General features: G+C 71.7%; 21 protein-coding genes and 3 pseudogenes. 17 read left to right on the forward strand and 7 right to left on the reverse strand.

Annotated elements, in window-relative coordinates:
- Positions 1-68: 68 nt before the first annotated feature.
- The 7 genes and pseudogenes from OG611_RS18875 to OG611_RS18905 all read left to right on the forward strand — a co-directional run.
- Positions 69-614: pseudogene (locus tag OG611_RS18875) on the forward strand (molybdopterin-dependent oxidoreductase); the annotation flags it as partial.
- Between the two features lie 8 nt (positions 615-622).
- The gene (locus OG611_RS18880; protein WP_266421443.1) at positions 623-889 is read left to right on the forward strand and encodes a hypothetical protein; all 267 of its coding nucleotides are present in this window, start codon (positions 623-625) and stop codon (positions 887-889) included.
- 132 nt (positions 890-1,021) lie between these two features.
- The gene (locus OG611_RS18885) at positions 1,022-2,449 is read left to right on the forward strand and encodes a CitMHS family transporter (RefSeq protein WP_266421445.1); all 1,428 of its coding nucleotides are present in this window, start codon (positions 1,022-1,024) and stop codon (positions 2,447-2,449) included.
- Positions 2,446-2,604: pseudogene (locus OG611_RS18890) on the forward strand (MFS transporter); the annotation flags it as partial. The gene OG611_RS18885 and the pseudogene OG611_RS18890, both read left to right, overlap by 4 nt.
- A 234-nt stretch (positions 2,605-2,838) precedes the next feature.
- On the forward strand, positions 2,839-4,740 hold the full coding sequence (locus tag OG611_RS18895) for an ABC transporter ATP-binding protein (protein ID WP_266421448.1): 1,902 nt from the start codon (positions 2,839-2,841) through the stop codon (positions 4,738-4,740).
- Positions 4,741-4,826: 86 nt separating this feature from the next.
- Positions 4,827-6,215, forward strand: a complete 1,389-nt coding sequence (locus OG611_RS18900; protein ID WP_266421451.1) for an aldehyde dehydrogenase family protein — start codon at positions 4,827-4,829, stop codon at positions 6,213-6,215.
- Between the two features lie 76 nt (positions 6,216-6,291).
- Positions 6,292-7,374, forward strand: coding sequence for a Zn-dependent alcohol dehydrogenase (locus OG611_RS18905; RefSeq protein ID WP_266421454.1), 1,083 nt, complete (start codon positions 6,292-6,294; stop codon positions 7,372-7,374).
- On the opposite strand, the gene OG611_RS18910 is transcribed toward OG611_RS18905, so the two are convergent.
- The 3 genes from OG611_RS18910 to OG611_RS18920 are packed head-to-tail and all read right to left on the reverse strand — an operon-like array spanning position 7,371 to position 9,854.
- On the reverse strand, positions 7,371-8,408 hold the full coding sequence (locus OG611_RS18910; protein ID WP_266421457.1) for a DMT family transporter: 1,038 nt from the start codon (positions 8,406-8,408) through the stop codon (positions 7,371-7,373). The two genes, OG611_RS18905 and OG611_RS18910, sit on opposite strands and share 4 nt — an antisense overlap.
- Positions 8,409-8,441: 33 nt before the next feature.
- The gene (locus tag OG611_RS18915; RefSeq protein WP_266426021.1) at positions 8,442-9,155 is read right to left on the reverse strand and encodes a helix-turn-helix transcriptional regulator; all 714 of its coding nucleotides are present in this window, start codon (positions 9,153-9,155) and stop codon (positions 8,442-8,444) included.
- 24 nt (positions 9,156-9,179) lie between these two features.
- Positions 9,180-9,854 carry a TetR/AcrR family transcriptional regulator gene (locus OG611_RS18920; protein ID WP_266421460.1) on the reverse strand — a complete coding sequence of 225 codons (675 nt, stop codon included), beginning with the start codon at positions 9,852-9,854 and terminating at the stop codon, positions 9,180-9,182.
- A gap of 65 nt (positions 9,855-9,919) precedes the next feature.
- On the opposite strand from OG611_RS18920, the gene OG611_RS18925 reads away from it, so the two are divergent.
- From OG611_RS18925 to OG611_RS18935, 3 genes are all read left to right on the forward strand, one after another.
- Positions 9,920-11,071: an acyl-CoA dehydrogenase family protein gene (locus OG611_RS18925; RefSeq protein ID WP_266421462.1), complete on the forward strand. Its 1,152-nt coding sequence runs from the start codon at positions 9,920-9,922 to the stop codon at positions 11,069-11,071.
- An 88-nt stretch (positions 11,072-11,159) separates the two neighbouring features.
- Complete coding sequence (locus OG611_RS18930) at positions 11,160-11,450, forward strand: YiaA/YiaB family inner membrane protein (protein ID WP_266421465.1); 291 nt, start codon at positions 11,160-11,162, stop codon at positions 11,448-11,450.
- An 81-nt stretch (positions 11,451-11,531) separates the two neighbouring features.
- Entirely contained in the window at positions 11,532-12,161 is a 630-nt protein-coding gene (locus OG611_RS18935) for a TetR/AcrR family transcriptional regulator (protein ID WP_266421466.1), read from the forward strand.
- A 41-nt stretch (positions 12,162-12,202) separates the two neighbouring features.
- Here OG611_RS18935 and OG611_RS18940 read toward each other — a convergent pair whose 3' ends face one another.
- The gene (locus OG611_RS18940; RefSeq protein WP_266421469.1) at positions 12,203-12,664 is read right to left on the reverse strand and encodes a MaoC family dehydratase; all 462 of its coding nucleotides are present in this window, start codon (positions 12,662-12,664) and stop codon (positions 12,203-12,205) included.
- A gap of 131 nt (positions 12,665-12,795) precedes the next feature.
- Between OG611_RS18940 and soxR the strand changes: the two genes are divergently transcribed.
- Positions 12,796-13,284, forward strand: a complete 489-nt coding sequence (soxR, locus tag OG611_RS18945; protein WP_266421472.1) for a redox-sensitive transcriptional activator SoxR — start codon at positions 12,796-12,798, stop codon at positions 13,282-13,284.
- Between the two features lie 31 nt (positions 13,285-13,315).
- On the forward strand, positions 13,316-13,570 hold the full coding sequence (locus OG611_RS18950) for a hypothetical protein (RefSeq protein WP_323180206.1): 255 nt from the start codon (positions 13,316-13,318) through the stop codon (positions 13,568-13,570).
- Positions 13,571-13,641: 71 nt separating this feature from the next.
- On the opposite strand, the gene OG611_RS18955 is transcribed toward OG611_RS18950, so the two are convergent.
- A complete protein-coding gene (locus OG611_RS18955) occupies positions 13,642-14,253 on the reverse strand; it encodes a hypothetical protein (protein ID WP_266421475.1) in 612 nt (203 codons plus the stop codon).
- 229 nt (positions 14,254-14,482) lie between these two features.
- Between OG611_RS18955 and OG611_RS18960 the strand changes: the two genes are divergently transcribed.
- The gene (locus OG611_RS18960) at positions 14,483-17,311 is read left to right on the forward strand and encodes a penicillin acylase family protein (RefSeq protein ID WP_266421478.1); all 2,829 of its coding nucleotides are present in this window, start codon (positions 14,483-14,485) and stop codon (positions 17,309-17,311) included.
- Positions 17,312-17,368: 57 nt separating this feature from the next.
- On the opposite strand, the gene OG611_RS18965 is transcribed toward OG611_RS18960, so the two are convergent.
- Positions 17,369-18,634 carry a DUF1343 domain-containing protein gene (locus tag OG611_RS18965; protein ID WP_266421480.1) on the reverse strand — a complete coding sequence of 422 codons (1,266 nt, stop codon included), beginning with the start codon at positions 18,632-18,634 and terminating at the stop codon, positions 17,369-17,371.
- Between the two features lie 185 nt (positions 18,635-18,819).
- On the opposite strand from OG611_RS18965, the gene OG611_RS18970 reads away from it, so the two are divergent.
- From OG611_RS18970 to OG611_RS18980, 3 genes are read left to right on the forward strand one after another with little or no spacing between them, the layout of a single operon-like run.
- Entirely contained in the window at positions 18,820-19,584 is a 765-nt protein-coding gene (locus OG611_RS18970) for an SDR family oxidoreductase (protein WP_266421482.1), read from the forward strand.
- The gene (locus tag OG611_RS18975) at positions 19,581-21,239 is read left to right on the forward strand and encodes an AMP-binding protein (RefSeq protein WP_266421484.1); all 1,659 of its coding nucleotides are present in this window, start codon (positions 19,581-19,583) and stop codon (positions 21,237-21,239) included. Before OG611_RS18970 ends, OG611_RS18975 begins: the two co-directional genes overlap by 4 nt.
- Positions 21,240-21,268: 29 nt before the next feature.
- Positions 21,269-21,862, forward strand: coding sequence for a TetR/AcrR family transcriptional regulator (locus tag OG611_RS18980; protein ID WP_093541408.1), 594 nt, complete (start codon positions 21,269-21,271; stop codon positions 21,860-21,862).
- Between the two features lie 95 nt (positions 21,863-21,957).
- Here OG611_RS18980 and OG611_RS40660 read toward each other — a convergent pair.
- Positions 21,958-22,119, reverse strand: a pseudogene (locus OG611_RS40660) (LysR family transcriptional regulator); the annotation flags it as partial.
- A 74-nt stretch (positions 22,120-22,193) separates the two neighbouring features.
- Here OG611_RS40660 and OG611_RS18990 point away from each other — a divergent pair.
- Complete coding sequence (locus OG611_RS18990; protein ID WP_266421492.1) at positions 22,194-22,358, forward strand: hypothetical protein; 165 nt, start codon at positions 22,194-22,196, stop codon at positions 22,356-22,358.
- Positions 22,359-22,372 lie beyond the last annotated feature (14 nt).

The raw sequence follows: 22,372 nt of genomic DNA on the forward strand, positions 1-22,372 counted from the left end.
CGGTCGGTATGCTCGCCCTGCTTGCCGACGTACGCGCGCCACCGCTGCCGCCGCCCCGGGGAGGGGCCATGTCGCACGACCCCAGCAGCCCCCGTACCGCCCTGCGCATCCGCCCCCTCTGCGAGGCCGCCTGCGGGCTCGGCCTCACCATCGAGGGGACCAGGGTCACCGGAGCCCGGGGCGACCGGGAGGACGTCTTCAGCCGTGGCTTCATCTGCCCCAGGGGCGCGTCCATCGGCGGGCTCGACGCCGACCCCGACCGGCTGCGCACCCCGCTCGTCCGCAAGGACGGCGTCCTGACGGAGTCGACCTGGAACGAGGCGTTCGACACGATCGCCCGCGCCCTGCCCGCCCCGACCGAGGAGCACGGGCAGCAGGCGGTCGGCGTCGTCCTCGGCAACCCGAACGTGCACACCGTGGCCGGCGCTCTCTACCCCTCCGCGCTGCTCTCCGCCCTGCGCACCCGGGCCCTGTTCACCGCGAGCACCCTCGACCAGACGCCCAAGCACGTCTCCAGCGGACTGCTCTTCGGGGACCCGAACGCCATCCCGGTGCCCGATCTCGGCCGCACCGGCCATCTGCTGCCCCTCGGCGTCAACCCCCTCGAATCCAACCCGGAGTGGTGAGCCTCCCGCACGGGTGGAGCCACCACCGCCCCGGCGCCCGGCTCTCCGTCGCCGCGGCCCGCCCCGGCGTCAACGTCAATCAACTGCTCGACGGCGCCCGGCTCGACCCACTCTCCGGCACCGCCGTGCTCAACGGATTCCCGGTGACGGTGACACCCGCTGCGACGCCCGAGCCCGTCGCGCCGACGGGGGCGCGGGTCGGGACACCGACGGGGGCGCGGGCGAATGCGCCGATGAGGGCGCCGGTTGTGCCCAAGCCGTGATCCCCGCGTTGACCTGGGGTTTTGCTCGTATTGCTCGCATGTCAACATCTTGTTAACGCTGCGAACCGCGCCCTAACGTCATCCGCACCGCCGAGTCCGGTGGGAGTTCAAGGGTGAGCGATAGGTATCCATATGCTGACAATCCTCGGCTTCGCCATGATTGCGACCTTCCTGGTCCTGATCATGTTGAAGAAGATGTCGCCGATCGCGGCGCTGGTCCTGATCCCCGCGCTGTTCTGCGTCGCGGTCGGGCAGGGCGCGAAGCTCGGTGACTACGTCATCGAAGGCGTCGGCAATCTCGCCCCGACCGCCGCGATGCTGATGTTCGCCATCGTCTACTTCGGCGTGATGATCGACGTCGGCCTCTTCGACCCGATCGTGCGGGGCATCCTGCGCTTCTGCAAGGCCGACCCGATGCGGATCGTCGTCGGTACGGCCGTGCTCGCCGCCATCGTCTCCCTCGACGGCGACGGCTCCACCACCTTCATGATCACCGTCTCGGCGATGTATCCGCTCTACAAGCGCCTCAAGATGAGCCTGGTCGTGATGACCGGTGTCGCCGCCACGGCGAACGGCGTCATGAACACCCTTCCCTGGGGCGGCCCCACCGCCCGCGCCGCCACCGCGCTCAAGCTGGACGCGGGCGACATCTTCGTCCCGATGATCCCGGCGCTCGGCATCGGACTGGTCGCCGTCCTGCTCCTCGCCGTCGTCCTGGGCCGCCGCGAGCGCAAGCGGCTCGGCATGCTCACCCTCGACGAAGTGCTGACCACCGAGACGGCCACGGAGTCGGAGACCGTTCTCGTCGGGGCGGGCGGCGGCAGCGACCGTACCCGCAAGAACTCCGGCGGAGCCGGTACGGGCACGGGCGCGGACGGCGACGGAGCCGGAGACTCCGGGCCGGACGAGGACGAGGGCTTCAAGGGCCTGGACCCGAACCGGGCCACCCTGCGCCCCAAGCTCTACTGGTTCAACGCGGGCCTCACCGTCGCCCTGCTCACCGCGATGATCATGGAACTGATGCCGATCCCGGTGCTCTTCCTGCTCGGCGCGGCCCTCGCCCTCACGGTCAACTTCCCCCACATGCCCGACCAGCGGGCCCGGATCGCCGCCCACGCCGACAACGTCCTCAACGTCTCCGGCATGGTCTTCGCGGCCGCCGTCTTCACCGGCGTCCTCTCCGGCACGGGCATGGTCGAGCACATGGCCGACTGGCTCGTCGGCGCGATCCCCGACGGCATGGGCCCGCACATGGCGATCGTCACCGGCATCCTCAGCATCCCGCTGACGTACTTCATGTCCAACGACGGCTTCTACTTCGGTGTGGTCCCGGTGCTCGCCGAGGCGGGTGCCGCCCACGGTGTCTCCCCGCTGGAGATCGCCCGCGCCTCCCTGGTCGGCCAGCCCCTGCACATGTCGTCCCCGCTGGTCCCGGCCGTCTACGTGCTCGTCGGCATGGCGAAGGTCGAATTCGGCGACCACACCAGGTTCACCGTCAAGTGGGCCGCGCTCACCTCGCTGGTGGTGCTCTGCGCCGGACTCCTGTTCGGCATCATCTGACCGTGCGCACCCTCCAGGAGCCCGGCAGGGGCTGGCTGCTGCGCCTCGTCATCGCCTTCGCGCAGGGGGCGGTGTCGATGGCCCGGCCCGCCGTCTCCTACCGGGCTCTCTCGCTGGGTGCGGACGAGCGCGCCATCGGTCTGATCGCCGGGGTGGCGGGCATCGCGGCGCCGTTCGTCATGCTCGGCGCCCTCCTGATCGCGGCGGCGGGACTGGGCGTACGCGGCGGGCGGGCCCGGAAGGCCGGTGCCGCCCCGACCGAACCGGCACCCCGGCCGGGTCGGCGCCACGCCGACCGCGACCGCGCCTGACAGCCGCCGATGGCAGTTCACTGCCGCCAGGACCCCGGCCGTTGACCTCAAGCCCACTGGAGGTCGTACGTTCCTCCCATGAGCATGGAAACCACGGCGTGGACACAGCTCCACAACGTCATGAACGCGCAAGCGGACCGACGCCCCTTCGACCGGACCACCCTGCGGCGCATCGCCGCGTTCGCCCGCCCGCACCGGCGCCGGGTCGCCCTGTTCCTGATCCTGAGCGTGGCGACGGCACTGCTCGCGGTCGCCACCCCCGTCCTCGCCGGCCGCGTCGTGAACGCGATCGTGTCCGGCAAGGAGTCGGGCACCGTCACCCGGCTGTCCCTCCTCATCGCCGTGATCGCCGTCGCGGAGGCGGCACTGGGCCTGGTCAGCCGCTGGCTCTCGGCCAATCTCGGCGAGGGACTGATCCTCGATCTGCGCACCACCGTCTTCGACCATGTGCAGCGCATGCCGGTCGCGTTCTTCACCCGGACCCGCACCGGTGCGCTCGTCAGCCGCCTCAACAACGACGTCATCGGAGCCCAGCGCGCCTTCAGCAACACGCTGTCCGGCGTCGTCAGCAACGTCGTGACGCTGCTGCTCACCCTCGGCGTCATGCTCTCCATCTCCTGGCAGATCACCGTGCTCGCGCTGGTGCTGCTGCCGGTGTTCGTGCTGCCGGCCCGGCGGATGGGCACCAGGATGGCGAGGCTCCAGCGGGAGGCCGCGGCCCACAACGCCGCGATGGGGACCCGGATGACCGAGCGCTTCTCCGCACCCGGCGCCACCCTGATCAAGCTCTTCGGCCGCCCCGCCGACGAGTCCGCCGAATTCGCCGTCAGAGCCGGCCGGGTGCGCGACATCGGCGTCCGCACGGCCATGGCCCAGTCCGCGTTCATCACCGCCCTCACCCTCGTGTCCGCGCTGGCACTCGCCCTGGTCTACGGGCTCGGCGGGTTCTACGCACTGCGCGGGCAGCTCGACGCGGGCGCGGTCGTGGCCCTGGCCCTCCTGCTGACCCGGCTGTACGCACCGCTCACCGCACTCGCCGGGGCGCGCGTCGAGGTGATGAGCGCGCTCGTCAGCTTCGAGCGGGTCTTCGAGGTCCTCGACCTCAAGCCGCTCATCGACCAGAAGCCGGACGCACGGGCGGTCCCGGACGGTCCGGTGTCCGTCGAGTTCGACCAGGTGCGGTTCGGCTACCCGTCCGCCGACAAGGTCTCGCTCGCCTCGCTGGAGGACGTCGCGAGCCTCGACACCCGCGGCGGCGACGAAGTGCTGCGCGGGGTCTCCTTCCGCGCCGAGCCCGGACAGACGGTGGCACTCGTCGGCTCGTCCGGCGCGGGGAAGTCGACCATCGCCCAACTGCTGCCGCGGCTGTACGACACGGACGAGGGCGCGGTACGCATCGGCGGCGTCGACGTACGCGACCTGACCGCCGACACCCTGCGCGACACCCTCGGCATGGTCACCCAGGACGGCCACCTCTTCCACGAATCGGTGCGCGCCAACCTGCTGCTCGCCCGCCCCGGAGCCGCCGAGGAGGACCTCTGGGACGCGCTGCGCCGCGCGCGCCTGGACGGTCTCGTCGCCTCGCTGCCCGACGGGCTAGACACCGTCGTCGGCGAACGCGGCTACCGGCTCTCCGGCGGCGAACGCCAGCGGCTGACCATCGCCCGGCTGCTGCTGGCCCGTCAGCGCGTCGTCATCCTCGACGAGGCCACCGCCCACCTCGACAACACCTCCGAGGCGGCCGTCCAGGAAGCACTCACCGAGGCGCTCGCCGGACGCACGGCGGTCGTGATCGCCCATCGGCTCTCCACGGTCCGGGCGGCCGACCTCATCCTGGTCGTGGAGAACGGGCGGATCGTGGAGCGGGGCACGCACGACGAACTCCTCGCCGCGGCCGGCCGGTACGAGGAGCTGTACCGCACCCAGTTCGAGAACCCCGGTACGGAGCACGCGGAGCTCGGCCGGCAGCCCTCGGCGTGACGGGCGTCTCTGGCGCCCGAAAACTAACAGCGCTAGTTTGGGGTTGTGGACGCCCCCGTCCGCAACCGTGTCCGGGAGGAACAGCGATGAAGGCCCACGACGGCATGTACATCGACGGGGCCTGGCGGCCCGCCGCGGGAAGGGACACGATCGCGGTCGTGAACCCGGCGGACGAACAGGTCATCGCCGAGGTCCCGGCCGGCGGGGCGGAGGACGTCGACGCCGCGGTACGGGCCGCCCGCGCCGCGCTCCCCGCCTGGGCGGCCACCGCGCCCGCCGAGCGTGCCGCGCGCATCGCCGCCCTGCGTGACGTACTCGTCGCACGCAAGGACGAGATCGCCAGGACCGTCACCGCCGAGCTCGGCGCGCCGCTGCCCTTCTCGCAGGCGGTGCACGCGGGCGTCCCGGTCCTGGTGGCCGGCTCGTACGCCGAGCTGGCCGCCTCGTACGCCTTCGAGGAGAAGGTCGGCAACTCCACCGTCTACGCCGAGCCGGTCGGCGTCGTCGGCGCGATCACCCCGTGGAACTACCCGCTGCACCAGATCGTGGCCAAGGTCGCCGCCGCGCTCGCGGCGGGGTGCACGGTCGTCCTCAAGCCCGCCGAGGACACCCCGCTGACCGCCCAGCTCTTCGCCGAGGCCGTCCATGAAGCGGGCGTTCCCGCAGGCGTGTTCAACCTCGTCACCGGTCTCGGCCCGGTCGCCGGACAGGCCCTGGCCGAGCACGACGGCGTCGACCTGGTCTCGTTCACCGGTTCCACCGCCGTCGGCAAGCGGATCGGCGCCACGGCCGGCGCGGCCGTCAAGCGCGTCGCCCTCGAACTGGGCGGCAAGTCCGCCAACGTCATCCTGCCGAGCGCGGACCTGGCCAGGGCCGTCGGTGTCGGCGTGGCGAACGTCATGGGCAACTCCGGCCAGACGTGCAGCGCCTGGACCCGGATGCTGGTGCACACCTCGCAGTACGACGAGGCGGTCGCGCTCGCCGCGGAGGCGGCCGCCAAGTACGGCGACCGCATCGGCCCCCTCGTCAACGCCAAGCAGCACGCGCGGGTGCGCGGCTACATCGAGAAGGGTGTGGCGGAGGGCGCCCGCCTCGTCGCGGGCGGCCCCGAAGCCCCGCGCGAGCAGGGCTACTTCGTCAGCCCCACCGTGTTCGCCGATGTCACCCCGGAGATGACCATCGCCCAGGAGGAGATCTTCGGCCCCGTCGTCTCGCTCATCCGCTACGAGGACGAGGACGACGCCCTGCGCATCGCCAACGGCACCGTGTACGGCCTCGCGGGCGCGGTCTGGGCGGGCGACGACGCGGAGGCGGTGGCGTTCGCCCGGCGGATGGACACCGGGCAGGTCGACATCAACGGCGGCCGGTTCAACCCGCTCGCCCCGTTCGGCGGATACAAGCAGTCCGGCGTCGGCCGCGAACTCGGATCCCACGGACTCGCGGAGTACCTCCAGACCAAGTCCCTGCAGTTCTGACCGTTCCGCGTCCCTGCGGTTCCGGCCGTTCCGCCCCGCCCGTTTCCCCTGCTGCCGACCCTCAAGGAGTCTGTTCGTGGTCCGCGCCGCCGTACTGCCCGCCGTCGGAGCTCCCCTGGAGATCACCGACATCGAACTCCCGGAGCCCGGCCCCGGCCGGGTGAGGGTCGCCCTCGCCGCCGCCGGCGTCTGCCACTCCGACCTCTCGCTGTCCGACGGCACCATGCGGGTGCCCGTCCCCGCCGTCCTCGGCCATGAGGGCGCGGGCACCGTCGTCGCGGTCGGCGAGGGCGTCGGCCATGTGGCGCCGGGCGACGGCGTCGTGCTCAACTGGGCTCCCTCCTGCGGCAGTTGCCACGCCTGCGCGCTGGGCGAGGTCTGGCTGTGCGCGAACGCCCTGAACGGTGCGGGCGCCGTCCACGCCCGGCGCGCGGACGACGGCGGCGAACTGCACCCCGGTCTCAACGTCGCCGCGTTCGCCGAGGAGACGGTGGTCCCCGCAGGCTGCGTCCTGCCCGTTCCGGGCGGCATCCCGCTCACCGACGCCGCACTCCTGGGCTGTGCGGTCCTCACCGGATACGGCGCCGTGCACCACTCGGCGCGGCTGCGCGAGGGCGAGACGGTGGCCGTGTTCGGCGCCGGGGGAGTGGGCCTGGCCGCGCTCCAGGCCGCCCGCATCGCCGGCGCCTCGCGCATCGTCGCGGTCGACGTCTCCCCGCAGAAGGAGGAACTGGCCCGCCGGGCGGGCGCCACCGACTACGTGGTCGCCTCGGAGAACACCGCCCGTGAGATCCGGGCCCTCACGGGCAAGCAGGGGGTGGACGCCGCCATCGAGTGCGTGGGCCGCGCCGTCACCATCCGCACCGCCTGGGAGTCGACCCGCCGCGGCGGGCGGACCACGGTCGTCGGCATCGGCGGCAAGGACCAGCAGGTCACCTTCAACGCCCTGGAGCTCTTCCACTGGGGGCGCACCCTCTCCGGCTGCGTCTACGGCAACTCCGACCCGGCGCGGGACCTGCCCGTGCTGGCCGGACATGTCCGGGAGGGGCGGCTCGACCTGGGTGCCCTGGTGACCGAGCGCATCGCCCTCGACGGCATCCCGGCGGCGTTCGACAACATGATCGCCGGCAAGGGCGGGCGCGCCCTGGTGGTCTTCTAGGACCCGTCCGGAAGCGACCCCGGCCGCTCCTGGAGGCGGCCGGGGGTTTCGCCGTGAGCAGCGCGACGTTCCGCGTCGTCCACGGCCGTCCGGTCCGGCTCACGGGCCGGATTCCGCCGCGTCGCGCCGGTCCGCGGACGCGTCCGGGAGACCGCCACCCCGGCCAGGCAGAGCAGCCCCCCGCCGACGGTGAGCGGCGCGGGCACCTCGTCCAGCAGCAGCCAGGACATCAGTACCACCAGCGCCGGGACCGCGTACGTGGTGGCGCCCATCCGTCCCGCCGTGGTCCTGGCGAGCGCGTAGGCCCAGGTGGTGAAGGCCAGCGCGGTCGGGAAGAGGCCCAGATAGACCATGTTCAGGGTGGCGGACAGCGGTGCGTCGGCGGCGTCGGAGATCAGCGCACCCGAGAACGGCAGGCAGGCGACGGTGCCGACCAGGCAGCCGAAGGTGGTGATCTGCAGCGCGGAGCCGTGCCGCAGGGCGGGCTTCTGGCGCACCACACCGGTCGCGTACGCCACGGCGGCCAGCAGGCACAGCAGTACGCCGAGCACCGACGCGCCGCCGTCACCGGACATCGAGAGCCCCACCACCGCGGCGCCCGCGAACGACACGGCCATGCCCGCCAGCAGCCTGCGGGGCAGCACCTCGCCCAGCACCCGGGCCCCGAGCAGCGCCATCAGCAGGGGGCCGATGTTCACCACCATCGCGGCCGTGCCCGCGTCGACCTGCTGCTCACCCCAGTTCAGCACCACCATGTACAGGCCGAACCAGAGCAGCCCGGACCAGATGATCCCCGGCCAGGCGGCCCGCGAAGGCAGCCCCTCGCGCCGCACCACCAGAAGCGTGCCGAGCGCCAGGGAACCCGCGAGCAGCCGGCCGAGGGCGAGCGCACCGGGGGAGTAGGCGTCGCCGGCGCTGCGGATGGAGACGAAGGCGGAGGCCCACAGCAGCACGGTGGTACCGGCTGCGGCGGCGGCCCGCCAGTCGCGGTGCGGAGCGGGCGGACCGGCGGGGGAGGAGGTCGGGGTCGTCATGGCCACGACCGTAGGGCCGCGACCGTTCGGCCCCTACCGAATTGTTGCCGGCTCGATGCCGAGGTGTTCATACAGCGCACGCTCCCCGTCCGGGGTGGCCTTCACCGCACGTCCTGACCCGATCCGTACGCACCACCCGGTGTCCAGCGCGTGGCGGCACAGCGCGGCGCCCGCGACCCCGGCCAGGTGCGGCCTGCGCTCCGTCCAGTCCAGACAGCTCCGTACGAGAGGACGCCGCGAACCGGTCTCCAGGCCGATGCCCCGCTCGCCGAACCAGCGCAGGCCCGCATCGGTGAGCGCGAAGCCGGTGTCCTGCTCCAGCAGTCCCCGTACGGTCATGGCGTCGGTGATCGCGATGCCGATCCGCCCCGCGAGATGGTCGTAGCAGGTCCGGCCGCGGGCCATCGCGCTGCCCGCGTTCACCGCGCTCAGGGTGCGCGGCCGCTCCGGCACGGCGCCGGGGACGACCTGGGCCGCCAGGTCCTCGACGAGATGCGCGGTCCGTTCGTCGGCCAGCCGCAGATAGCGGTGGCGGCCCTGCCGCTCCTCGGCCAGCAGCCCGCCCGCGACGAGCTTGCCGAGGTGTTCGCTGGCGGTCGACGGTGCCACGGAGGCGTATCTGGCCAGCTCTCCGGCGGTCCAGGCGCGGCCGTCGAGCAGGGCCAGGCAGAAGGCCGCGCGGGTCTCGTCGGCGAGGAGGGCGGCCAGGGCGGCGAGCCGGGGCGCGGCCGGGTCGGGGTGTGCCATGCGTGCCATGTGAACCAGGATGCGTCAGGAACGCTTCGGTGCGGGCCGAACCGTTCCGGCCGGCGCCAGCAGCTCGTACTGGACCGAGAGGCCGTCGACCAGGGCCCGCAGCCCGGTCTCGAAGGCCCCCTCGTCGACCTTCTGGCGGCGCTCGGCCAGCAGATGGGCCTGGCCGAGGTGCGGGTAGTCGGCGGGGTCGTACGCCGTCTCGTCGTCGACGAAGCCGCGGGCGAAGGAGCCCAGTGCCGAACCGGTGATGAAGTACCGCATCAGGGCCCCGATGTACGTCGCCTGGGCGGGCGGCCAGCCGGCCCTGACCATCGCGCCGAACACCGCGTCGGCGACCCGGAGACCGGCCGGCCGGCGGCCCGGCCCCTGGGCGAGCACCGGAACGATGTGCGGGTGCTCGGTGAGCGCCGCACGATAGGAGACGGCCCAGTCGTGCAGGGCGGTGCGCCAGTCGCGGGGGTCCGACTCGTCGAACATCGACAGATCGACCTGTGCGGACACGGCGTCCGCGACCGCGTCCAGGATCTCGTCCTTGTTGCGGAAGTGGTTGTAGAGCGAGGGTCCGCTGACCCCGAGTCCGGCCGCGAGCCGACGGGTGGACACGGCGTCGAGCCCCTCGGAGTCCACGAGTGCGCTCGCCGCCTCGACGATGCGGTCTCTGCTCAGGAGGGGCTTGCGCGGTCGGGCCATGCGGCACATAGTAGGGCCTGCAAGCGAAAAACTAGCAGTGCTAATTAAAAGTGGAGAGTCGAAGGATGAACCTGGAGCTCAGCGAGGAGCAGGAAGCCGTCCGGCAGCTCGCCAAGGACTTCGTCGCCCGTGAGATCGCCCCGCACGTCGTGGAGTGGGACCGGGCCGAGAACGTCGACAAGTCGATCGTGAAGAAGCTGGGTTCCGTCGGCTTCCTCGGGCTGACCGTCCCCGAGGAGTACGGCGGCTCGGGCGGCGACCACCTCGCGTACTGCCTGGTCACCGAGGAGCTGGGTCGTGGCGACTCCTCGGTCCGCGGCATCGTCTCCGTCTCCCTCGGGCTCGTCACCAAGACCATCGCCGCCTGGGGCGACGAGGAGCAGAAGCGGCACTGGCTGCCGAGGCTCGCCGCGGGCGAGGCGATCGGCTGCTTCGGCCTCACGGAGCCCGGCACCGGCTCGGACGCCGGAAACCTGACGACGAGGGCCGTCCGGGACGGTGACTACTACGTCATCAACGGCAGCAAGATGTTCATCACCAACGGCACCTGGGCCGACGTGGTGCTGCTCTTCGCCCGCACCGACGACACCCCCGGCCACAGGGGCATATCCGCCTTCCTGGTCCCCACCGACACCCCCGGCCTCGGTCGCCGCACCATCCACGGCAAGCTCGGCCTGCGCGGCCAGGCCACCGCCGAGGTGATCCTGGAGGGCGTCCGGGTGCCCGCGTCGGCGCTCCTGGGCCCGGAGGGCAAGGGCTTCTCCATCGCCATGTCCGCCCTTGCCAAGGGGCGGATGTCGGTCGCGGCCGGCTGTGTCGGCATCGCGCAGGCCGCCCTCGACGCCGCCGTGGGCTACGCGGGCGAGCGCGAGCAGTTCGGCAAGTCCATCGCGAGCCACCAGCTCGTCCAGGAGCTCATCAGCGACATCTCCGTGGACGTCGACGCGGCCCGGCTGCTGACCTGGCGGGTGGCGGACCTCGTCGACCGCGGCGAGGACTTCGCCACCGCCGCCTCCAAGGCGAAGCTCTTCGCCTCCGAGGCCGCCGTCCGCGCCGCCAACAACGCGCTCCAGGTCTTCGGCGGCTACGGCTACATCGACGAGTACCCGGTCGGCAAACTGCTGCGCGACGCCCGGGTGATGACGCTGTACGAGGGCACCAGTCAGATCCAGAAACTGATCATCGGCCGCGCGCTGACGGGGGTCTCCGCCTTCTGACCCGTACCGTCGCTCGAACGGGCGTCTGAGTACCGGTTGAGTACGGGAACGGATGTGGCGCACGCCACGTCGGCCGATGCTGGGCGCCATGAGTGAGACAGCAACGGTCAAGCAGCAGGGCACCGCGGCCTTCTACGGCCAGGCCGTCGCCTCCTTCGGGGTGGCGATCGGTGCGGTGGCTCTCGGTATCTACTTCCTCGACGCCGACGCCTGGGTCCGCGGATTCCTCGCGATCGGCGTCCTCTATCTCGTCACCTCCTGCTTCACCCTGGCCAAGGTCATCCGCGACCGCCAGGAGGCGGGACGGATCGTCAGCCGGGTCGACCAGGCCCGGCTGGAGAAGATCCTCGCCGAGCACGACCCCTTCCAGAAGCTCTGACGGTCCCGCCGGACGAACCCTAAGCGCTTGCTCAGGTTCGGGGTATGGTGTTCGTCCTGCTGACGAGAGGGGCGAGTGACGATGAGCACGGCGGAGGAGACCGACGGCGACAGCGCGCCGTGGGCCGAGGTGACGCCCGAGGCGGCCAGGCGGCTGCTCGTCGCCGCCGTCGACGCCTTCGCCGAGCGCGGGTACCACGCCACCACCACCCGCGACATCGCGGGCCGGGCGGGGATGAGCCCCGCCGCGCTCTACATCCACTACAAGACGAAGGAAGAGCTGCTCCACCGGATCAGCAGGATCGGCCACGACCGTGCCCTGTTCGTCCTGGAGGCGGCCGCCGACGGCGGAGGTACGGCGGCCGAGCGGCTGGCCGAGGCCGTACGGTGCTTCGTCCGCTGGCACGCCGAGCGGCACACCACCGCCCGCGTGGTCCAGTACGAACTCGACGCCCTCGGCGAGGAGCACCGCGCCGAGATCGTCGAGCTGCGCCGCAGGAGCGACGCGGTGGTGCGCCGGATCATCAGCGAGGGCGTGCGGGCGGGGGAGTTCGACGTCCCCGACGTCCCGGGCACCACGCTCGCGGTGCTCTCGCTCTGCATCGACGTGGCGCGCTGGTTCAACGCGCAGGGCAGCCGGACGCCGGACGAGGTCGGCGAGCTCTACGCCGACCTCGTGCTGCGCATGGTCGCGGCGGAACGTCGGAAGTAGCGGTACGTCGGAAGCCGCGGCAGGCCGGAAGCGGCGGTACGTCAGAAGTAGTAGCGCGACACCGACTCGGCCACGCACACCGGCTTGTCGCCACCCTCGCGCTCGACCGTGACGACGGCGGTGACCTGCACCCCGCCCCCGGCCTCCTCGACGCTCCTCAGGACGGCCGAGGCGCGCAGCCGTGAGCCCACGGGCACGGTGGACGGGAAACGGACCTTGTTCGTCCCGTAGTTGATGCCCATCTTCATGCCCTCGACCCGCATGATCTGCGGTACGAGTGCCGGCAGCAGCGAGAGCGTGAGATAGCCGTGCGCGATCGTCGTGCCGAACGGCCCGGTGGCGGCCCGCTCCGGGTCCACATGGATCCACTGGTGGTCGCCGGTGGCCTCGGCGAAGAGGTCGATCCGCTTCTGGTCCACCTCCAGCCAGTCGCTGTGCCCCAGTTGCTCGCCCACCCCGTCGCGCAGCTCCTGCGCGGACGTGAAGATCCTCGGCTCTGTCATGTCCCTGGTCCCTGCCCTTCCAGCTCCAGTCCATCCTTCGTCACGCTTTCTAAGCGCTTGCTCAGCATGGTTGGCGGGTGCGTTCCTGTCAACGACGGACCGGCCGGAGGCGGGCCAGTAGGGTTGGAGGGGTGCCCCAGATCCCACAGACACTCCATGAACTCACGGTCGGACAGCTCTCCGCGCGCAGCGGCGCGGCGGTTTCGGCCCTGCACTTCTACGAGGCCAAGGGCCTGATCAGCAGCCGCCGCACCAGCGGCAACCAGCGCCGCTACGGCAGGGACGCGCTGCGCCGGGTCGCGTTCGTCCGTGCGGCGCAGCGGGTCGGCATCCCGCTCGCCACCATCCGGGACGCCCTCGCCGAACTTCCCGAGGAGCGCACCCCGAACCGCGAGGACTGGGCGCGGCTCTCCGCGGCCTGGCGCTCCGAACTGGACGACCGCATCGAGCAGTTGGGGCGGCTGCGGGACCATCTCACCGACTGCATCGGCTGCGGCTGTCTGTCCTTGGAGAACTGCGTGCTCTCCAACCCGAACGATGTCTCCGGTCAGAGGATCAGCGGCTCGCGTCTGATGCCGGAGCGTCCGCCGGCCGAGCGTCCGCCGGCCGAGCGCCCGTAGCCCCGGTCGGAAGCATGTTCGTGCCGAGCGGATGCTCCGGGAGGCGCGGTCTCTCGCCGACGCCGTCCACCCCGATGTCGTGATGTTGCACGACGTCGTCACGGAGGGTGGACGGCCCTGGCTCGTCATGGAGTTGGTGCGGGGTCGTTCCCTGGCGGACCTCCCGGGGGAGGGCACGCTCACCTCGCCGGAGGCGGCGCGGATGGGCCGCGCGGTGGTCGGCGCGCCGGCCGCGGTGCATACGGCCGGGCTACGGATTCCGGACATCCCGGGGACCCGGTCCTGACATGCGGGGCCCCGGGCCCGCCCGCCCGGGTACCGGGCGGGCGCGGGCGTGCCGGAGGGGTTCGACGCCCGTCACGCCACCGATGCCAGATCCCGCCGAGGCGTGCTCCGGGCCTTCGCCAGCGCCCGCGGGGTGAGCACCGGCTGCGGCACCACGATCCCGCACCCCGTGCAGACCGGCCCCGACCACGGCTCGCACTCCAGATCCTGCCGCCAGCGGATCGCGGCGCCCGCGCACACCGGGCAGACCATGCCGGGCTCCGACTCCAGCGCCGTGATCAGCCGCCGGAGGACCTCGGCGAGCGGCGCCGACGGGTGCACCGCCGGGTCCTCGCACCGCGCGACCCCGTAGCCGCCCCAGGTGCGCCGGTGCCAGTCGTCGAACGCGCCGGGCCGGCGCAGCCCATCGTGCTTCTCCCGCCTGCGGCGCTCGGCGAATTCCGCCTCGTAACCGAGCCAGACCGCCCGCGCCGCCTCCAGCTCGTCCAACGCGCGCATCAGCCGCGCCGGATCGGGGGACCGGTCCTCGGGCCCGATCCCGTGCCGGGTGCACAGATGGTCCCAGGTCGCCCGATGTCCGTAAGGGGCGAACCTCTCCAGGCACTTGCGCAGCGAATACCGCCGCAGCGCCAGGTCGCTCCGCGGATCGCGGACCTGTCTCGCAAGACTTCGGAATCCCGCCACCGCACCGTCACCTCCGTCGCTCGTACTTCGGCGTCAAGGGATGGACGTACGGCTGCCCCGTTCGGATCCCACGAAGACTGATGTTGTCCGGAATTCGGCGCGATCCTTCAGCGCGGCGCCGCGGCGGAAGGCGGCATGTGACGATTCGGAAGAGGTGACGGTTGCTCACCTTACCGGCGAGTCATACCGCCAGTAACCTCCGGCGCATCGGCCTCTCGGAGGAGCACGCATGCCCCCACGCACCGTCAAGTTCAGAGCCGCCACCGTCGCGGCGGTTCTCGCCCTCGGCACCACCCTGCTGGCGGCCTCGCCGCAGGCCGGCGCCGCGGCAGCGGAACCCGCCCCCGTCACCGACTACTGCCAGGGGCAGTGCGACGACATCCTGCCGCCCGGCGAGAACGGCAACGCCACCCTCGTCGACATCCTCGGCAACAAGGCGTTCGGTACGCACCCCGCGCACAGCGACGACCAACTCGACCGCTACAACGGCCTGGTGGCCGGACAGTCGGGTCTCACCGACCAGAAGCTGACCGACTTCTTCAACGATGCCTCCTTCGGCGTGTCCAAGGACCAGGTCGAGTCCGTCACCTCGCCGCGCGACGACGTCACCATCACCCGTGACAAGGCGTCCGGTGTCCCGCACATCAAGGGCACCACCCGGTACGGCACCGAGTTCGGCGCCGGATTCGCCGCCGGGCAGGACCGGCTCTGGCTGATGGACCTCTTCCGGCACATCGGACGCGGCGAACTGACCTCGTTCGCCGGCGGCGCCCTCGCCAACCAGGGCCTGGAGCAGCAGTTCTGGCCGCAGGCCCCGTACACCGAGGCAGATCTCGAAGCCCAGGTCGAGTACATCAGGACCCATGAGGGCGCCCGCGGCGAACAGGCCATGGCGGATGCCCAGGCGTACGTCGACGGCATCAACGCCTACCGCGAGAAGTCCAAGAACGGCCGCTACTTCCCGGGCGAGTACGTCCTCACCGGCAAGATCGACGCCATCACCAATGTCGGCGAGATCCAGCCGTTCAAGCTGACCGACCTGATCTCCGTCGCCTCGGTCGTCGGCGGCCAGTTCGGCGGCGGCGGTGGCGGCGAGGTGCAGGCGGCGCTCTCGCTGCTGGCCGCCCAGCAGAAGTACGGCGTCGCCGAAGGTACCAAGGTCTGGGAGTCGTTCCGCCAGCGCGAGGACCCCGAGGCCGTGCTGACGATCCATGACGGCACCTCGTTCCCGTACGCGCGCAAGCCCGCCAAGGCGCGCGGCACCGCGCTGCCCGACGCCGGGTCCGTCACCGCCGACCCCCTCATATACGACCGGACCGGCTCCGCGGGCACCGACAGGAAGGCCCCGGTCAAGGCCCCGGCCACGCTCAAGAAGGCCCAGGGCATCTACGACGACGGCGTGATCCCCGAGGGCTCGCTGCCCGGCTCCGGCTCCGGCGCCCAGAAGCGCGGCATGTCCAACGCCCTGCTGGTCTCCGGCAAGCACACCGCGAGCGGAAACCCCATCGCCGTGTTCGGACCGCAGACCGGCTACTTCGCCCCGCAGCTGATGATGCTCCAGGAACTCCAGGGGCCGGGCATCAGCGCCCGCGGCGTCTCCTTCGCCGGCGTCGGCATGTACATCCAGATGGGCCGCGGCCAGGACTACGCCTGGAGCGCCACCTCGGCAGGCCAGGACATCACCGACACCTACGCCGTCGACCTGTGCGAGCCCAACGGCTCCACACCGACCAAGGACTCCACGCACTACCTCTACCGCGGCACCTGCACCGCCATGGAGACGCTGGAGCGCACCAACTCCTGGAACCCGACCGTCGCCGACTCCACGGCGAAGGGCTCCTACCGGATGCAGGTGCGGCGCACGAACTACGGCATCGTCACCCACCGCGCCACCGTGGGCGGCAAGCCCGTCGCGTACACCTCGCTGCGCTCCACCTACCGCCACGAGGCCGATTCGATCATCGGCTTCCAGATGCTCAACGATCCGTCGTACGTCAAGGACGCCGCCTCCTTCCAGCAGGCGGCGAGCCATATCGACTACGCCTTCAACTGGTTCTACGCCGACTCCCGCACCGCCGCCTACTACAACAGCGGCATGAACCCGGTGCGTGCGGCGGGCGTCGACCCGGCGCTGCCGGTGCGGGCCGAGCGGGCCTACGAGTGGCAGGGGTACGAGCCGGCCGCCAACACCGCCGCGTACACCCCGTTCGCCGAGCACCCGCACTCCAGCGGGCAGGGCTACTACATCTCCTGGAACAACAAGCAGGCCAAGGGGTACGCCGCCGCGGGCTTCGGCCTCAGCGCCGTGCACCGGGGCGATCTGCTGGACGACCGGGTGTCGGAGCTGGTCGAGGAGGGCGGGGTCACCCGCGCGTCCCTCACCCGGGCCATGGCCCAGGCCGCGGTCACCGATCTGCGCGGCGAGCAGCTGCTGCCCGAACTGCTGAAGGTGATCCGCTCCCGGCCGGTGACCGATCCCGAACTGAACGGTGCCGTCCAGCAGTTGGAGTCCTGGCGGGCGGCGGGGTCGCAGCGCAGGGAGAGCAGCCCCGGTTCGCACGCGTACACCCATGCCGACGCGGTGCGGATCATGGACGCGTGGTGGCCGAAGCTGGTCGAGGCCGAGTTCAGGCCGGGGCTCGGCGGCGGCCTGTACGGAGCGCTGACCGCCAACCTCGCCACCGACGAATCCCCGGCGGCGAGCCACGGGCCGAGCGGGGCGCACAGCGGATCCGCGTTCCAGTACGGCTGGTGGGGCTTCGTGGACAAGGACCTGCGCCAGGTCCTGGGGCAGCAGGTCAAGGGGCCGCTGGCCAGGACGTACTGCGGCAACGGCGATCCGGACAGCTGCCGTGACGCACTGCTCGCGTCCCTGAAGCAGGCCGCGGCCCGGCCCGCGACGGAGGTCTATCCGGGGGACGACAGCTGCAAGGCGGGCGAGCAGTGGTGCTCCGACTCGATCGTCCACCGGCCGCTCGGCGGGATCGCCCAGAAGTCCATCCACTGGCAGAACCGCCCGACGTACCAGCAGGTGGTGGAGTTCCCCGCCCACCGGTAGCGGGTTGAACCACTGTGCCGGGCGGGTCCGAACTCCTCGGGCCCGCCCGGCGCCGTCTCACCGGTACTGGAGATACCGCTTCCGTACGGCCCGGAACGCGGCGAGATCCTCCGCCCACGCCCCCACCACCTCATCCGTGTCCGCCCCCGCGTCGATCATGGTGCGGACCCGGGTGTTGCCGGTGAGCTTGTCGATCCAGTTGTCCGAGCGCCAGGCGAAGCCGCTCCAGGTCCGCTTCGCCGTCACCAGCAGCGCGATGCCCGTGCGCACCGGATCGAAGATCTCGCGGTCCTGGACGTGCAGTTGCACACCGCCGACCGTCTTCCCCTGGAACTTGGAGAACGTCGGCGCGAAGTACGCCTCGCGGAACGCGACCCCGGGCAGGTCAAGCGCGTTCGCCGCCGCCGCCCACCGGTGGTCGATGCCCTCCGCGCCGAGCAGTTCGAACGGCCGGGTCGTGCCGCGCCCCTCGGAGAGGTTCGTGCCCTCGAACAGGCAGGTCCCGGAGTAGACCAGTGCCGTGTCGGGCGTCGGCATGTTGGGGCTCGGCGGTACCCACGGCAGCCCGGTCGCGTCGAAGAAGTCCGAGCGCTTCCACCCGGACATCTTCACGATGCGCAGGTCCACCGGCCGCTCGGCCAGGAACCGGGCGTTGAAGAGCAGCGCCAGCTCGGTGACCGTCATGCCGTGCGCCTGCGCGATCTCCCGGCGACCCACGAACGTGCCGAACGCCGGGTCGAGCACCGGGCCGAGCGCCGCCCGCCCGGTCACCGGGTTCGGCCGGTCCAGGACGACGAACCGCTTCCCCGCGAGGGCCGCCGCCTCCATGCAGTCGTACAGCGTCCAGATGTACGTGTAGAAGCGGGCGCCGGCGTCCTGGATGTCGAAGACGACCGTGTCCACGCCGGACGCCGTGAAGACATCGGCGAGCGGCTGCCCGCTCTTCAAGTACGTGTCGTAGACCGGGAGTCCGGTCGCCGGGTCGTCGTACCGCCCCTCCGAACCGCCCGCCTGCGCGGTGCCGCGGAAGCCGTGCTCGGGTCCGAAGACGGCGATCAGGTCCACCCGCTCGTCCGGGTGCATCACATCGACGATGTGGCGCACGTCGGAGGTGATCCCGGTCGGGTTGGTGACGACGCCGACCTTCTGGCCCTTCAGCAGCGCGTAGCCGTCCGCCGCCAGCCGGTCGAAGCCGGTGCGGACCCGGCCGTGCCCCTTGCCCGGAGCGGGTGCGGCGCTCGCGGCCCCGGCCCCGGCGGCCGTCGCCGCGAGGGCTCCCACCGCACCGCCGGCGGCCAGCAAACCACGTCTGGACAGGCTCATTCGGCTACCTCCATGATCGCGACGTCTGTCATGGTCACGCACGCTAGCGCGCGTTCAGGCCATACGGAATGAGCCGGACGGGACGGTTGTGACAGGAGTGCCGCCCGAGCGGCATCCGCCTCTTCCGCTCCGGCATACCGACTGGTTAGTCTGCCAGTCCAGTCGGCTGAGAGAGGCGGGACCCGATGAGTGCGGTGCAGGGCACGGGCGTGGTGGTCACAGGGGCCGGAGGCGGCATCGGAGCCGCGCTGGCCCGCCGGTTCGCCGCAGAGGGTGCGCGGGTCGTGGTCAACGACCTCGACGAGGCGAGGATCAAGACACTGGCCGAGCAGATCGGCGGCATTGCCGTCGCCGGTGACGCCTCGCAGATCGTGGACGCCGCCAGGGACGCGCTCGACGGCACCGTCGACGTCTACTGCGCCAACGCCGGCCTCGCCTCGCCCGGCGACGTCTTCGCCGACGAGGAGGTCTGGGCCGCGGCCTGGGACGTCAATGTGATGGCCCACGTCCGCGCGGCCAGGGCGCTGCTGCCCCACTGGCTGGAGCGCGGCAGCGGACGCTTCGTCTCGACCGCCTCCGCCGCCGGACTGCTGACGATGATCGGCGCCGCGCCGTACAGCGTCACCAAGCACGGCGTCGTCGCCTTCGCCGAATGGCTCTCGCTCACCTACCGCCACCGCGGCATCAAGGTCCACGCGATCTGCCCCCAGGGCGTGCGTACGGACATGCTCACCGCCGCCGGATCGGCCGGGGAGCTCGTCCTCGCCCCCAGCGCCATCGAGCCCGAGGCGGTCGCGGACGCGCTCTTCGACGCCATGGCCGAGGACCGCTTCCTCGTCCTGCCGCACCCCGAGGTCGCCGGGTACTACCGGGCCCGTGCCGAGGACGCCGACCACTGGCTCGGCAGCATGAACCACCTCCAGCGGAAATGGGAGGAGACCGGCGCATGACCGAGTCGATCTACGCGGCCAAGCCGTGGATCCCGCTGCTCAGCGAGGTCCAGCGGGCCCCCGTCAGCCCGGCCCCCAGCCTCGTCCACGCCTTCCGGGACTCCGTCGCCCGCAGCCCCGGGCATCCCGCGCTCGCCTACTTCGACGGACGCCTGAGCTACCGCGAGACGGACGCGCTCTCCGACTCGGTGGCCGGCCACCTCGCCGCCGAGGGTCTGGAGCGCGGCGACCGCGTCGCGATCATGCTGCAGAACACCCCGCAGTTCGTGCTCGCGCTGCTCGGCGCCTGGAAGGCCGGCGCCACGGTCGTCCCGCTCAATCCGATGTACAAGTCCGGCGAGGTCGGCCACGTACTGAAGGACGCCGAGGTCACCGCGCTGATCTGCGCGGACCGGGCCTGGGAGGCCTATCTGCGGGACACCGCGGCCGGCGCCCCGACGGTACGGATCGCCCTCACCACCAGTGAGCTCGACCTCCAGACGCAGAACGACGAACGAGTACTCGGCTTCGACCGGCTGCCCGTGCCCGAGGACGCCGACGACCTGGTCGCCGTCGCCCGGCGGGGCGCCAGGGCTCCCGAGGGGCGCGAACCCACCGCCGCCGACGTGGCGTTGATCAGCTACACCTCCGGGACCAGCGGCACCCCCAAGGGCGCCATGAACTCCCACGGCAACATCATGGTCAACGCCGAGCGCCAGCGGACCGGGCACCCCGTCCCCGAGGGCTCCTCCTACTTCGCGCTCGCCCCGCTCTTCCACATCACCGGTATGGTGTGTCAGCTGGCCGCCTGCCTCACCAACGCGGGCACCCTCGTCCTCGCGTACCGCTTCCACCCCGGTGTCGTCCTCGAAGCCTTCGCCGAACACCGCCCCGCCTACACCGTCGGCCCGTCCACCGCCTTCATGGCGCTGGCCGCCCACCCCGACGCCACCCCCGGGCACTTCGCCTCCTTCCAGGTGATTTCCTCGGGCGGCGCACCGCTGCCGCCCGCCCTGGTCGAGAAGTTCCGGGCGGGCTTCGGCCCGTACATCCGCAACGGCTACGGCCTCACCGAGTGCACCGCCCCCTGCGCCTCCGTACCGCCGGAGCGCGAGGCCCCGGTCGACCCGGTCTCCGGGACCCTGTCCGTCGGTGTCCCCGGCCCCGACACGGTGGTCAGGATCCTCGACGAGAACGGCGAGGAAGTGCCCTTCGGCGAGCAGGGCGAGATCGCGGTCCGGGGCCCGCAGGTGGTCTCCGGCTACTGGCGGCTGCCCGAGGCCACCGCCGCCGCCTTCCCGGAGGGCGAGCTGCGCACCGGCGACATCGGCTTCATGGACAGCGCGGGCTGGCTCTACGTCGTCGACCGCAAGAAGGACATGATCAACGCCTCCGGCTTCAAGGTCTGGCCGCGTGAGGTGGAGGACGTCCTCTACACCCACCCGGCGATCCGGGAGGCGGCCGTCGTCGGTGTCCCGGATGCCTACCGGGGCGAGACCGTACGCGCCTACGTGAGCCTGCGGCCCGGCGCCTCGGTCGGGCCCGAAGAACTGGGTGCGTACTGCAAGGAACGGCTTGCCGCGTACAAGTACCCGCGCGAGGTCGAGATCCTGACCGAACTCCCGAAGACGGCGAGTGGGAAGATCCTCAGGCGGGAACTGCGTTCCCCTCGATGACCGATTCACGCGGAAGGCAGGTGGCGGCAATGGCCAAGGCGACGGACGGGGACACGGCTCCCGTCCCTCAGCGGCTGCTGGCCGCCGCCACCCGGCTCTTCGCCGAGCAGGGCTACGACCGCACCTCGGTCCAGGAGATCGTCGAGGCGGCGGGCGTCACCAAGGGCGCGCTCTACCACTACTTCGGCTCCAAGGAGGACCTCCTCCAGGAGGTCTACGCCCGGGTGCTCCGCCTCCAGCAGGAGCGCCTCGACGCCTTCGCCGACGCCGACGCCCCCGTCGAGCAGCGGCTGCGCGACGCCGCGGCGGACGTGGTCGTCACGACCATCGAGAATCTCGACGACGCCTCGATCTTCTTCCGGTCCATGCACCATCTGAGCCCGGAGAAGAACAAGCAGGTCCGGGTGGAGCGGCGCCGCTACCACGAGCGCTTCCGGGCCCTGGTGGAGGAGGGCCAGCGGAGCGGGGTGTTCTCCACGGCCACTCCGGCGGACCTGATCGTCGACTACCACTTCGGTTCGGTCCACCACCTGTCCACCTGGTACCGGCCCGACGGCCCGCTCAGTCAGCAGGAGGTCGCCGACCACCTGGCCGACCTGCTGCTGCGCGCCCTGCGTCCCTAGGGCGTGTTTTGGAAGAAAGCGCTTCCGCCGCCGGGTTGCGGAGCTTGGGGCCGCCCGTGCGGACCGAGCCGGGCTGGCGGGGCCCGGACGCCCGCCCGGCGGCCGGTCCGGTCGAACAGATCGGCCGCCAGCTCCCGTTCGAGGTTGCGCACGGAGGTGCTCAGCGCGGACTGCACGATCGGCTCGGCACGGGCGGCGGCGGTGAAACCGCCGTGCGTGACCACCGCCATGAAGTGGCGCAGTTGCCGTAGCTCCATCCATCCACGCTGTCGATCGCAGTCGGCCAAACCATCTGTTGGACCGATCACGGGTGCGGGCCGAAGCTGGAGGTATGACTCACATCCAGCCGTCCGCGCACGTCCCCGCACTCTGGACCGCGGCGTACGGCCCCCACCACGCGCCGGCCGTACGCTTCGCCGCCCGGTGCCTGCTGCGGGTGAGGGCCTTCGTACGCGATCTGGCGCTGGCGGACCACGTGGGTTCCGGCGGCTACTGAGCCGGCCGCCGAGA

The sequence above is a fragment of the Streptomyces sp. NBC_01363 genome, from assembly GCF_026340595.1.
Classification (GTDB): domain Bacteria; phylum Actinomycetota; class Actinomycetes; order Streptomycetales; family Streptomycetaceae; genus Streptomyces.